The sequence below is a fragment of the Pseudarthrobacter sp. S6 genome (assembly GCF_050156575.1).
Taxonomy (GTDB): Bacteria; Actinomycetota; Actinomycetes; order Actinomycetales; family Micrococcaceae; genus Arthrobacter.
Genome location: NZ_CP189581.1, coordinates 2704844 through 2717407 on the forward strand (window position 1 = coordinate 2704844; position 12564 = coordinate 2717407).

12 protein-coding genes, 1 tRNA gene and 1 other RNA gene are annotated in these 12564 nt (G+C 65.0%); 6 read left to right on the forward strand and 8 right to left on the reverse strand.

The window, feature by feature from the left end; translation table 11 throughout:
- The first annotated feature begins 46 nt into the window (after positions 1–46).
- Positions 47–1132 carry a LacI family DNA-binding transcriptional regulator gene (locus ACQCS0_RS12925; protein ID WP_354153750.1) on the forward strand — a complete coding sequence of 362 codons (1086 nt, stop codon included), beginning with the start codon at positions 47–49 and terminating at the stop codon, positions 1130–1132.
- A 619-nt stretch (positions 1133–1751) separates the two neighbouring features.
- Here the strand turns inward: ACQCS0_RS12925 and map are convergent.
- Positions 1752–2519: a type I methionyl aminopeptidase gene (map, locus tag ACQCS0_RS12930; RefSeq protein WP_354153749.1), complete on the reverse strand. Its 768-nt coding sequence runs from the start codon at positions 2517–2519 to the stop codon at positions 1752–1754.
- A 127-nt stretch (positions 2520–2646) separates the two neighbouring features.
- On the opposite strand from map, the gene ACQCS0_RS12935 reads away from it, so the two are divergent.
- Positions 2647–3222 carry a DNA alkylation repair protein gene (locus tag ACQCS0_RS12935; RefSeq protein ID WP_354153748.1) on the forward strand — a complete coding sequence of 192 codons (576 nt, stop codon included), beginning with the start codon at positions 2647–2649 and terminating at the stop codon, positions 3220–3222.
- Between the two features lie 15 nt (positions 3223–3237).
- Here ACQCS0_RS12935 and mptB read toward each other — a convergent pair whose 3' ends face one another.
- The gene (gene mptB / locus ACQCS0_RS12940) at positions 3238–4794 is read right to left on the reverse strand and encodes a polyprenol phosphomannose-dependent alpha 1,6 mannosyltransferase MptB (protein WP_426938513.1); all 1557 of its coding nucleotides are present in this window, start codon (positions 4792–4794) and stop codon (positions 3238–3240) included.
- Between the two features lie 162 nt (positions 4795–4956).
- Here mptB and orn point away from each other — a divergent pair, with 162 nt between their 5' ends.
- The 3 genes from orn to def all read left to right on the forward strand — a co-directional run bounded on the left by orn (position 4957) and on the right by def (position 6474).
- Positions 4957–5586 (forward strand): oligoribonuclease, encoded by a 630-nt coding sequence (gene orn / locus ACQCS0_RS12945; protein ID WP_354153746.1) that lies wholly within the window; start codon positions 4957–4959, stop codon positions 5584–5586.
- Between the two features lie 127 nt (positions 5587–5713).
- Positions 5714–5786, forward strand: a tRNA-His gene (locus tag ACQCS0_RS12950).
- 115 nt (positions 5787–5901) lie between these two features.
- Positions 5902–6474, forward strand: a complete 573-nt coding sequence (gene def, locus ACQCS0_RS12955; RefSeq protein ID WP_426938514.1) for a peptide deformylase — start codon at positions 5902–5904, stop codon at positions 6472–6474.
- Between the two features lie 9 nt (positions 6475–6483).
- Here def and ACQCS0_RS12960 read toward each other — a convergent pair whose 3' ends face one another.
- The 4 genes from ACQCS0_RS12960 to rnpB all read right to left on the reverse strand — a co-directional run bounded on the left by ACQCS0_RS12960 (position 6484) and on the right by rnpB (position 9822).
- On the reverse strand, positions 6484–7281 hold the full coding sequence (locus ACQCS0_RS12960; protein ID WP_354153744.1) for an HNH endonuclease family protein: 798 nt from the start codon (positions 7279–7281) through the stop codon (positions 6484–6486).
- 125 nt (positions 7282–7406) lie between these two features.
- Positions 7407–7610, reverse strand: coding sequence for a hypothetical protein (locus ACQCS0_RS12965; protein WP_185260797.1), 204 nt, complete (start codon positions 7608–7610; stop codon positions 7407–7409).
- Positions 7611–7688: 78 nt separating this feature from the next.
- Positions 7689–9167, reverse strand: a complete 1479-nt coding sequence (locus ACQCS0_RS12970; protein WP_354153743.1) for a glyceraldehyde-3-phosphate dehydrogenase — start codon at positions 9165–9167, stop codon at positions 7689–7691.
- Between the two features lie 268 nt (positions 9168–9435).
- Positions 9436–9822, reverse strand: an RNA gene (gene rnpB / locus ACQCS0_RS12975) — RNase P RNA component class A.
- Positions 9823–9879: 57 nt separating this feature from the next.
- Here rnpB and ACQCS0_RS12980 point away from each other — a divergent pair.
- Entirely contained in the window at positions 9880–10686 is an 807-nt protein-coding gene (locus ACQCS0_RS12980) for a YaaA family protein (RefSeq protein WP_426938515.1), read from the forward strand.
- A gap of 18 nt (positions 10687–10704) precedes the next feature.
- On the opposite strand, the gene ACQCS0_RS12985 is transcribed toward ACQCS0_RS12980, so the two are convergent.
- Positions 10705–11460, reverse strand: a complete 756-nt coding sequence (locus ACQCS0_RS12985) for a DUF7581 domain-containing protein (protein WP_354153741.1) — start codon at positions 11458–11460, stop codon at positions 10705–10707.
- A 176-nt stretch (positions 11461–11636) separates the two neighbouring features.
- Positions 11637–12560, reverse strand: a complete 924-nt coding sequence (locus ACQCS0_RS12990; protein WP_354153740.1) for a Nif3-like dinuclear metal center hexameric protein — start codon at positions 12558–12560, stop codon at positions 11637–11639.
- Between the last annotated feature and the right edge of the window lie 4 nt (positions 12561–12564).

Sequence of the window (12564 nt, forward strand, 5' to 3'; positions counted from 1 at the left end):
GAGGTCGGCGCCTATAGCGCTGAAGTACGTACGAACAGGAGAAGCTGTGGCTGCCAGTACCCTCACCGAGGTGGCCCGTTTGGCGGGCGTTTCGCCGGCCACCGCCTCCCGCGTGCTGAACGGCTCCGCCCGGATACCCGGCAAGGATATTGCCGACCGTGTGCGCCAGGCCGCCGAATCCCTCGGCTACATTCCCAACGCGCAGGCCCAGGGACTGGCGAAGTCCAGCTCCGGACTGATCGGGCTGATTGTGCACGACATCGCCGATCCCTACTTTGCCGCCATAGCCCGCGGCGTCCAGGAAGCCGCGAGGGAACAGCACAAGATGGTGCTGTTGGCCACCACCGAAGGCGCTCCGGAAAGCGAGAAGGAAGCCGTGGGTGCCTTCGCGGCTCGCCGCGCCGATTCCATCGTGATCGCAGGTTCGCGGACTTCCCGCGTCGAGGACCGGGACGGCAACGCTGAACTGGCCGCAGAACTGGACCGTTATTGCCGCAATGGCGGCCACGTGGGCGTGATCGGCCACGGGATTGTGGGCGCCACGGCAGCAGACGGCTACCACGTGGTGAGTGTGCCCAATGAGGAGTTGGCCGCGCAGCTCGCCACCGAGCTGGCGGCGTCGCGGGAAGACTTCGTCATCATTGGCGGCCCGGAAGGGCTGTTTACGTCCGACGACCGGATCCGAGGGTTCCAGCGTGGCCTAGCCGTCGCAGGCCTGCCAGCCGCGGATGTCATCCGCACGGACTTCAACCGTGCCGGCGGTTTCGAGGCCGGCCTGGCCATGGCTGCCCGGATCACAGCGCCCCGGACCGGGGGCAATGCACCAAGGCTCTGCATCTTTGCCGTCAACGATGTCATGGCTATCGGGACCGCCGCTGCGCTGCGCTCCCAGGGACTGCGGATCCCGCTGGATGCCGCCGTCGCCGGTTTCGACGATATTGAAACCCTGCGCGATTTCCGCCCGGCCCTCTCCACAGTGCACCTTCCCTTGGAGGAAATTGGCCGGCAGGCTGCCAGCAGCGCGGCGGGAATGGGCGACCGCGGGGCCGGATCTTCGCCGATAACCGGACAGGTCACTCTGCGGCGCAGCACCGAAGTGGCCCAACCCAGCAGCGCTGAGTCAGTGGCCTGAGGATGCTCCCGGTCTCAATGACTGCCGTGCCTGCCCGCGGCAATGCAGGTCCGCGTCCAGCGGTTCCGGTCCTTCCGGGTGGCGGGTATGCAGGACAGGCCGACCACGGGCGGTGGACAGGACGCGGGTGGGCGTCCTGGGCTTCTCGGCCGGCGGCCACCTCGCGGCAACGCTGTCGACGGCGGTCTCCACCGGAAACGCCTCGCTGGACGTCGAGGCCGCCGTTTCCGGACCTTTCGGTTCTGTGCTATTCGGTCGTATCCTTCACGAACGCGGTCCATCAGGGGTCAGTGGACAACTTAGCGGGCGGGTCGCCGTCGGACGATCTGCTCCGGGCACTGTCTCCAGATCTCCAGGTCACGGCCACTACCCCGCCGGCCTTTGTGTGGCACACTGCCGATGATGCGGCTGTACCCGTCCGCCACAGCGTTTCTTACGCGGGGCGTTGATGCGCGCGGGCGTGCCGGCCAAACTCCACGTTTTTCCGCAGGGCCGCCATGGCCTCGGGCTGGCCCGGGAGCTGCCGGGACCGGATCAATGGACATCGCTGTGTGCGGCCTAGCTGGACAGGATGGGATGGACCACTGAGGACTGAACTGTCGGCCTGAGCCGTCGGCAGTTACGGAAGCGTGAGGATCACCGGGCCATCAGCAGTGATGGCCACCGTGTGCTCGCTGTGGGCAGCCCTGCGGCCGTTTGCTGAACGCAGCGTCCATTCGTCGTCGTCGTGGTAGTAGTCGTCCTTGCGGCCCAGGATCAGCATGGGCTCGATGGCGATGACCAGCCCCTCGGTGAGCTTGATGCCCCGTCCCGGCCTGCCGTCGTTGGGCACAGGCGGTTCGGCGTGCATGGTGCGGCCGATGCCATGGCCGCCGTGATCAGCCAGCAGACCGTAGCCCGCCCGCCGCGCGGCGCCGCCGATCGCGTAGGCAAGATCGCCCATTTTGTTGCCGATCCGGGCGGCCTCAATCCCGCGCGCCAGGGCGGCGTCCGTTGCATCGATGAGGGCCTGATCCACAGGATCGGGTGTTCCCACGATGAAGCTGATGGCCGCATCGCCGCACCAGCCCTGCAGGAATGCCCCGCAATCCACGCTGAGCAGATCACCGTCCTGGAGTGTGTACCCGCCGGGAATCCCGTGAACCACGGCGTCATTCACGCTGGTACAGATCACTCCGGGAAACGGGACTGAGGCCCACCGCGGGTGGTAGTTCAGGAAGGCCGGCGTGGCTCCCGCCGTGGCTATGGTGTCTGCGGCAAGGGTATCGAGCTCACGCAGGGTTACACCCACTCCGGCTGCCGCACGCACAGCCGCGAGAGTGGTTGCCACCACCCGCCCGGCGTCGCGCATGAGGGCAATCTGCTCGGGAGTCTTAATCATGGACATGTAGGGAACCTCCGGCGTCGGGTGGCACGGCCCAAGGGAACGTGCAGTTTGGCTGGTCCCACTCTAGGTCCGTCCAGCCTGGAACGGACCGGCCGGCATGTCACCGGCCCCTCGCTAAAGTTGCACCATGGACGGATTATTGCCGCATGGGGAAACGCTGGACAAGGCACCTTCGGACACGGAGGATCGGGCCACGGAGACTCCGAACCGCGAGTTGGTGGACACTGTCCGCGCGGCGCTGCGGGAGCGGACCGAGCCGGAGCGGGCCGCCGGAGCGCACGCCTACATGAAGTCCGCAGTGCCGTCACTGGGCGTCAGGGTCCCGGAGGTCAGACACCTGGCGAAGGCCGCTGCCGCCGCCCATCCCTTAACCTCGGCGGGCTTCTTCAGGCACTTGCTGCTGACCCGGAGCACCGACCAGGACTTCTGGATCAGGCGGTCGGCCATCACCTCGCAGTTGAAGGCCAAGCCCCGCACGGATCAGGACCTGCTGCGGGCCGTGATCGAGCCGAACCTGGCGGACCTGGAATTTTTCATCCGGAAGGCTATCGGTGGGGTGCTTCGTGAATACGCCAAGTCCGAGCCGGATTGGGTGCGCAATTTCGTGGCGCAGAACGGCACACGCCTGAGTCCGCTGTCCCGGAAGGAAGCAATGCGACACCTGGAAGGGGGCCCGGCGCGGGGAGCCACCGGCGCCGGATGACGGTGCCTGCGGAGACTAGATGACGGGGCGTTCGGTCACTGGCTCGGCCGACTTCCGGAATAGCCGTTTGGTGTCCGGATCCATGAAGATCAGGTACATGGCAAAGAGCAGGCCCGTTATTGCGGCCGCGAAGCGGGCCAGCACGAGGGCAAGTCCCAGATCCTCCGTCTGGAGGTAGGGAAATACCTCCAGCTGGTCGGAAATGGCGTAGATCATGAAGAACGACACGATGAAGTACAGGGCCTTGACCTGCCAGTCGTTGCGGATGCCTGTCACCGCAAACAGCGGGATGAGCCACACCACGTACCATGACTGGATCATCGGGGCCAGCACCACAATGGCCGCAAAGGCCAAGGTGAGGCGGCGGATCAGGCGGTTATGCTCACCCTTGAAGATCTGGAAGGCGACGACGCCTACGGCCAGTAGTTTGCCGGCGTCGAACACCCAGTCTGCGAGCGTCCACCCATGAAGGCCGAAGGCATTTGAAACTGAAGCGACCATCAACCCCACGAGTCCCACCGGCGCGTACCAGATGAAGAGGCTTCCGGGGGCCGATAGCCCGTTGATCCAACCGAAACCGAACCCATTGACCAGGCTCAGGCCATACAGAATGGCCAGGCTAAGCCCTCCCGTCAGTCCCCAGAACATGAATTTCCGCGGCCAGCCGGCGTTCTTGCCTGCCCAGATCAGGCCGATGAACGGCAGGAAAACGATGGTGATGGGCTTGACGGCGATGGAAAGGGTGACCAGGACTATACCCAGCACCACGCGTCTGGTGGCCGCGTAATACAATCCGGCGAGGGCCAATCCGATCATGAGGGCATCGTTGTGGACGCTGGCGATGAAGTTGGTGAGGAACAGCGGGTTGGCGGCGGTGAGCCACACTGCGCGGTGCGGGTTGACGCCGTGAAGCTCGGCCAGCTTGGGCACATAGATAACGCAGAGGACCACGCCGAACAGCGCAACGAGCCTGAAAAGCATCACGCTGGCCTCGGGCTGGACGTTGGTGGACCAGACCACAAACTGCTCAATCCACAGGAATAGCTGGCCGTACGGCACGGGAGCTTCAGTCCACTGTTTGTCGGCGCCAAGCTGGAAATAGTTGGACAGCGCCGAGATGCCGTTTTCGTAGGGGTTGAATCCCTCCACCATCAGCCGGCCCTGACCAATGTAGGCGTACACGTCGCGGCTGAAAAGCGGGACAGTGAACATCAACGGCAGGCCCCATGCTGCGATGGCCTGCAGCGTTGCCTTTCGCGCGGCCGGCCCCCACACGCGGATCCGCTGGCCAAGCCTCAGCCAGGAGCGGACCAGGAGCATGCCGCCCACCGCGACCAGCACGATGGCCAGGGCCACGCCGATGGCCTCCGTGCGCATCCAGATAAAGATCGGTACCCGGCGGAGTTCGGAAACGGGGGCCAGCCATCCGACGCCGAGGGATCCGAGCACCATCAGGACCGAGCCGACAAGACCGGCAAGGATGGGGGACCTTGCGTTATCCACTTCTGCCTCTGCGGGCTTCAGCATCACGCTGGCGGCCATCTCCCCCGTTCCAGGCACAGGCGCCGTCATCTCAGGATCGTCCAATCTCTTTACACTTGGCGCTCCAACCCCGCGGGCGGCAGTGGCAGCCCGGGTCGCGCAGGCACAGCACAGCGGCAAAACCCTCGCCCCCATGTAACCGAAATCCTAGCATCGGACGGTTGCGCCGGAGCCAAACGGTAGGCTGGTCCGGTGCCTATATCTAACGAACGCATCGTCTGGATCGACTGCGAAATGACCGGCCTGGACATCAAGAACGACGCCCTGATCGAGGTGGCGGCGCTGGTGACGGATTCAGAGCTCAACATTCTCGGGGACGGTGTGGATGTGGTGATCAAGCCCGAGGACGCTGCCCTCGCCCAGATGAACGACTTCGTCAGGGACATGCACACCCGGTCCGGGCTGCTGAAGGAACTGCCGCACGGCAAGAGCATGGCCGAGGCCGAAGCCACCGTGATGGAGTACATCGAAAAGTGGGTGCCGGACCCGCGCAAGGCACCGCTGGGCGGCAACTCCGTGGGGACAGACCGCGTCTTCCTCTCCCGCGACATGCCGGCCATCGTGGAGCACCTCCACTACCGCGTGATCGATGTGAGCACCATCAAGGAACTCTCCCGCCGCTGGTTCGCCCGGGCTTACTTCCAATCCCCCGCCAAGAGGGGCGGCCACCGCGCACTGGGGGACATCCAGGATTCCATCGACGAGCTCCGCTACTACCGCGAGGCGGTTTTTGTTCCGGCTCCCGGACCTGACAGCGACTCTGCCCGGAAAGTCGCCCAGCGCATCACTGCCACGCCCGGCACAGGTACCCCAAAAGAGTAATCTGCACCACATTCGGGGGAATTTTCCGTAAAAACCCAAAAAGTGGCACAAGCCGCCTCCGACAGCAGGTAAGCTATTTGAGTTGCCTTTCCAGAGCACCGGATGACCGGGAATCTGCGGGCACATGGTGGGCTTAGCTCAGTTGGCAGAGCGCCTGGTTGTGGTCCAGGAGGTCGCGGGTTCAACCCCCGTAGCTCACCCTCATAGGGCGGCAGTAACTGCCGTTCAGTGGAGGCCGTACCGGATATCCGGTACGGCCTCCACTTTTTTGCATAAACGCCGGCGACACGCCGCACGCACGAAGGGCCGCCTGAGATGACAGTTCTGCCAATCACCGTCTGGGGAGAGCCGGTGCTGCACCACCGCGCCGCTGAGGTGGAGGTGTTCGACGACGGGCTGCGCGCCCTGATCGCGGACATGTTTGAAACCAACGAGGCTGCCAACGGCGTGGGCCTGGCGGCGCCGCAGGTTGGTGTTGGCAAGAGAATTTTTGTTTACAAGTACGCCAATCACGACGGCGCCCCGCCCATCGGAGTCCTGGTTAACCCGGTGCTGACCCTGTCCAAGATCTCTGGCGCACTGCCGGACCCCGAGGAAGAGGAAGAGGGTTGCCTCTCCTTCCCCGGCGGCGCCTACCCGCTCAAGCGTGCGGAGTGGGCGCGGGTGGAAGGCTTTGACGGCTACGGGCAGCCCGTTGAGTTCGAGGCCACGGGATGGTTCGCCCGGGTTCTGCAGCACGAGTACGATCACCTCGACGGAAAGCTTTACGTCAACCGGCTGATGGACCGCTATGCACGGAAGGCCATGAAACTGGCCAGGAAGAGCGGCTGGGGTGTGCCCGGGCTGACCTGGATGCCCGGCGTGGATCCGGACCCGTTCGGCCACTGAGCCGACGCATTACCGGGCGCTGATGGTTGGCTGGTCCGGGCAGGAGTCCAGGACGCGCTTCATTGCATCCTTCTCCGGCTGCGTAACCCACAGTTTGTAGGACGCCTTCACCGAGATCTGGCGGGCAACATAGTGGCAGCGGAAGTTCTTGTTCTTCGGCAGCCAGGTAGCAGCGTCGCTTGCGCTCTTCTGCTGGTTGGCGGGACCGTCCGCGGCGATGAGGTTCAGCGGATCGTTGGCCAGGCTCTGGCGCTGCTGCGGGGTCAGCGCCTGTGCGCCTTTCTGCCACGCGTCTCCGAGCGCCACAACGTGGTCGATCTGGATTTCCTTGCTGCTTTCCGGACCGCGCCGGAATTCCACGGCTTTACCCGTGTACGGCTCCTGGATGGCACCCGACGCTACCCTGCATTTGGACCCCTCTGTGAAGCCCACGGCGGTCAGGTCCCTGCGAAGGATGTCGTTGCGGGTGTCGCAGCCGTTCCGGTCCACGTCCAGCCAGGCCTGCCCGAAGGCCTCCCGCTGGTAGTTGTCCTTGGGAGCCCTGCCCTTGACGGGCAGCCCCTCGAGGGCGTCCCGGGCACTCCCCTGCGGTACAGCATGCACCGGCACCACGGGCTTCATCCAGGTCCCGTCGAAAACGGGCGCCTCGCTGGGCCCTGCGATGGCTGGTTCCGCCGCTGCGAACTGCCCCGCAGTGAAAAACCATCCTGCGGAGCCGACTGCAGCCAGGGCCAGCACAGCCAGCAGGGCCCAGGACTGCCTCGAACGGCGGCGGGCGCTGCGGTAGGCACGCCAGCTGACGGTCATGGGTAACCAGCTCTTCCGGAAATGTAACGCACCAGAAGAGCCTAGGTCACCCCACCGACACCCAAGCAGTTATCCACAACGGGGAGGAGAAGTGGACCGGGCATACCGCCCACTACTGAGACCGGCTACTGCTCCCGGGCTACACGGCGCAGGTCTTCTTCGGCAACCTGGAGGAGCCCTTCGAGCTGCCGCACCCGGTCGTCACCGACATCGCCGGAAGCCCGGGACCCGCGCGCCTGGTCCAGGAGCCTGATGGCTTCTTTGTGGTTGGCCTTGGCGACGTCGAGGGCGTGTTCAAGGGTGGTCTCGTGGAGAGTTTCGTTATCCATGCCACCAGTGTGGTCCCGATTCCCGGCTGATTCCAGCGCATCAGCCGGGAATGTCGGGCAGCCAGCCCGGCGAACGGCCTAGACGGCGATTGCGGCCAAGGCCGCAGCGGCTTCCTTGGCCGGGAACGCCGGCGGGTTGACGCCGGCCATCTCTTCCATGACCCGGACTACCTGGCAGCTGTAACCGAACTCGTTGTCGTACCAGACGTAGAGAATGACGTTTTTGTCGTTGGAGATGGTGGCCAGGCCGTCCACGATGCCGGTGCGGCGTGAGCCAACAAAGTCCGTGGAAACAACCTCGGGCGAATCGATGTAGTCAATCTGCTTGCGGAGGTCAGAATGCAGGGACATCTGGCGCAGGTAGTCGTTCACCTCATCCTTGGTGGTGCCGTTTTCCAGGCTCAGGTTCAGGATGGCCAGCGAGACGTCCGGCGTGGGGACGCGGATTGAGCTGCCGGTGAGCTTGCCCTGGAGTTCGGGGAGGGCCTTCGCCACAGCAGTGGCCGCTCCGGTTTCGGTGATAACCATGTTCAGCGCGGCGGAGCGGCCGCGACGGTCACCGTTGTGGAAGTTGTCGATCAGGTTCTGGTCGTTGGTGAAGGAGTGGACGGTTTCCACGTGGCCGTGGATCACGCCGAATTTGTCGTTGATGGCCTTCAGGACCGGGGTGATGGCGTTGGTGGTGCAGGACGCTGCGGACACGATCCGGTCCGTGTCCTTGATGCTGCCGTGGTTGATCCCGTGCACGATGTTCTTCAGCGCGCCCTTGCCCGGCGCCGTCAGGAGTACCCGTGCAACGCCCTTGCTCTGCAGGTGCTGGGACAGGCCTTCGGCATCGCGCCAGCGGCCGGTGTTGTCCACCACCAGGGCGTTGTGGATGCCGTAGGCGGTGTAGTCGATCGTGGCAGGATTATCCGAGTAGATGACCTGGATCTGGACACCGTTCGCGGTGATGGTGTTGACAGCCTCATCCACCCGGATGGTTCCCTCGAAGGAACCGTGGACCGAGTCGCGGCGCAGGAGGCTGGCGCGCTTGGTGAGGTCCTTGTCCGAGCCGCGGCGCACCACGATGGCGCGCAGTCGCAGGCCGTGGCCACCACCGGCCTTTTCGATCAGGAGGCGCGCCAGGAGCCGGCCGATCCGGCCAAAGCCGTACAGCACGACGTCGGTGCTGGTCCGGTCATCGCCACCGCGCTTGCCCACGACATCGGCAAGCTCGGCACGGAGGAACTCTTCCAGGGTGGCGCCGTCGCCTTCTGCCTTGAACTTCTCCGCCAGGCGGGCGACGTCGATAGCCGCCGCACCCAGCTCCAGCTGAGCCAGGATGTTCAGCAGCGGTGCGGTCTCTTCGAGCAGGAGCTCGGTGTTACTCATGCGGCGGGCAAAACGGTGCGCTTTGAGGATGTTCATGGTGGACTTGTTGATCAGGCTCCGGCCATGAATGCTGGTGACCACGTTGTTTTCGCGGTACAGCCGGCCAATCACCGGAATCATGGCCTCGGCGAGAGCCTCCCGGCCCATCCACGTATCAAGACAAGAATCTGACGTCTGGCTCACAGAACTACCTTCCTCGGTTCAGCCGCATACGTCGTCGTAAGCGGTTGGCGGCCACCTGATGTTGTCCAGGGGCTCTGGCACCGGCAGGATGCGGTCCATCCCGGGTGCCGTGGAGAAGCGTAAAGAAAAGCCACCGGCTGCGAACGCAGACCCGGCGGCAGAACTTCTACGTTCGCTCTCCATTCTAGGCTGGAGCAGACCCGCGGACCGCCGCCACCAGCGTGAAATCACTCACATGCGGGGCGGGTCCGTGCCCGGCGGGAGGTGTTGGATGGGTTGACCGATACGCCGGGTTCTGTGCTCCCGTGCCGTTACCAGCGCGGAAGTAGCGGCCATCCATCTACGGACGCCGTTGCCGACGCCCTCCAGCGGCCTACCCGGACACTCGGGCGGGCAGCCCTCAAACGTGTCCTGTCTGGCCTTGCTCCGGGTGGGGTTTACCTAGCCTTCCCGGTCACCCGGGAAGCTGGTGGTCTCTTACACCACCGTTTCACCCTTACCTGCTGAGCTTCCGTTGCCGGAAGACGCAGGCGGTCTGTTCTCTGTGGCACTGGCCTGCGGGTCACCCCGAGTGGGCGTTACCCACCACCCTGCCCTGCGGAGCCCGGACGTTCCTCGAGCCACTTGCGTGACGCGCGGCCGCCTAGTCAACCCATCCGCAGCCCAGTCTACCGCCGGCAGAAGGCCACGCTGTCGCCGGTAAGATCGTACGGTGCTGATTCTGCTGCCCCCCTCCGAAGGCAAGACCCCCGCAGTCCGCGGGTCCGCCGTCGACTGGCCGTCACTGAGCTTCCCCGAACTCAACACCTATCGGGCAAAAGTCCTGGAGGCGCTGGGGACGGTCAGCGCACATGAGGATGCCCTCGCGCTGCTGGGCGTCGGCGCATCGCTGCAGGACGACGTCGAACGCAACACCCGGCTCCACGCCGAACCGGCCGCCCCGGCACACCAGATCTATTCCGGCGTTCTGTACGACGCCCTCGGCTACAAAACCCTGACGCCGGCGCAGCGGCGGAAGGCCGATGTATCTGTGCTGGTCATCTCGGCGCTGTGGGGCGCCATCCACTTCGCGGACAGTGTGCCCGCCTACCGGCTGTCGATGGGAACGGCACTGCCCGACGTCGGCCGCCTCGCCTCGTTCTGGAAGCCAAAGATTTCGGCGGCCCTCGCGGAGTCGGCGTCCGGGCATCTGCTCGTGGACTGCCGCTCCAGCACCTATGCCGCCGCCTGGGCACCGCCGCCGGCCCAGACGGTGGCCGTCAACGTTTTTACGGAGGTCAGTGGCGTGCGCAAGGTGGTCAGCCACTTCGCCAAACACACCCGCGGCGAGCTGGCGCGGCACCTGCTGGCCCGCCGCGGCAATGCCCCGCTGACCCCGGGGCAGCTGCTGAAGGCCACGCGCGAAAAATGGGACGCCGAGCTGGTGGATGGTTCAGCGCGGAAACCGCATGCCCTGAACATCATCCTGCCCAACCAGGTAGCACAAACAGTCGTTCCGAGCGTTCACGACGGCAGTTAGAGCGCCCTGCATCGGCTGCTAGTTAGCTGGGGCGGGAGTGTTCCACTCGGCAGATCGCACCAGGATGGCACCCGAATCAGGGCAGAACACAATGTCGTCGTCGGAGGCGGCCTTGATCTCGGCGAGGTCCCCGGGACTCAGCTTCATGCCGGAGGCCTCAGAGGTTCCGTGGAACAACCGGGCAGCGCCCACGCCCCGCTTTGCCAGCGTCTTTTCGTAGATAGCCAGCATCCCGGCGTCGAGGCCTTCAGCGAATTCGGCGCGCTTGCCGCGGACTATGGTCGCTTCAGCGGCCACTTCGGCCAGGGCTTCATCGAGTTCGGCGCGGATGCCGCCGAAGGAGCCCTGGACGTTGTCCACGATGAGCTGCTGGGCAGCCTGACGCTCGCGCAGTGAATCCAGGCGTTCCAGGACTTCCAGCTCCACGTCTTCAAGGTCGGAGCGGCGCTTGTTGAGGGAGGCGATGTCCTTCTGCAGGGCCACGAGGTCCTTTGACAGCCCCGTCCCGCTGTTGAGCCGCGCTTCGTCGCGTTCGATGCGGGAGGCAACCTGCTCGACATCGGCCTCGGCGCGCTTCAGCTCGGCTTCGGCGTCATGCACGGCCATCTTGGCGGAGCCGAGTTCACCGTTGGCGACGGACAGGGCCGATTGGAGGTCCTCGATCCGGGGATCGGTTTCCAGGGCACGGCGGCGGTTGGACAGGGACTTGAGTTTTGCGTCCAGCCCTTGCAGTTCGAGCAACTTCAACTGTTCCGCCGGTGCTGCCTTGGCCACTATTTACCTCCGCTAAATCCAATCCGGCCGAAGCCGGGCACCGTATCGGCGCTTTATAGACTCTAGCGCCTGGCGTGCTCCCCTGCCTCGCTAGGTCCCCACCGGCTCCCGCACCTCGCTGCGCTCGGAGTGGGTCCCTCGCCGGTGTGGTCCCAGCACGGATTCGCCGGCCACGCTTAGCCCGGAGTCAGAATGAAGTCCCACGGATCGCTGTTGGTGGTGCTTACCTGGATATCGACGTCGTGGCCCTGATCGGAGAGCACATTGCCCAGCGCCGACGCCGCAGCGGGCAGCCACAGCCATTCGCTGGCAAAGTGCGAAACGTCAATCAGGTAGGGCCGGCCGTTCACTGCCGCTTCACGGGCTTCGGACGCCGGATGGTGGCGGAGGTCGGCGGTGACATAGACGTCGGCGTTGTTGGCCCGCACCTCGTTGAACAACGAATCCCCCGCACCCCCGCACACCGCAATGCGCCGCACCAGCCCGTCCTTGTCCCCGGACACACGGACTCCGCCGGCCACCGCTGGCAGGATGCCGAACACCCGGGCCGCGAAATCGCCCAGGCTCATCACGTCCGCCAGATCACCCACACGTCCAATGCCTTCCTCGGGCAGTCCGTTCGCGGCCACCGTCAGCGGGACAACGCCCTCGAGTCCCAGCGCATCGGCCAGGACGTCGGAAACGCCCCCGACAGCGGAATCACCGTTGGTATGGACGGTCAGCAGCGCGGTTCCGGACTCGATGAGGCGGTGAATAGCCTGCCCTTTGGCAGTGGTGGCCGCCACGGACGTGACGCCTTTGAGGAGCAACGGGTGGTGGGTGATCAGGAGCTCGGCACCCCATTCCACGGCTTCCTCGATTACCGTAAGCGTGGGATCAACGGCGAACATCACCCTTGTCACGGGCGATGACGGGTGCCCGGCCACCAGCCCCACTTCGTCCCAGTTTTCGGCCAGCGACTCGGGCCAGAGTTCCTCGACCGCCAGCAGCACCTGCGCCAGCGTGGGAGCAGCCGGACCAGCCGGACCAGCGCCCGCCCCGGCAAGGGTGCCGTCGTCGAGCTTGTCCGCATCTGTAACGCCGATGTCTGCAGGTTCCATAGTC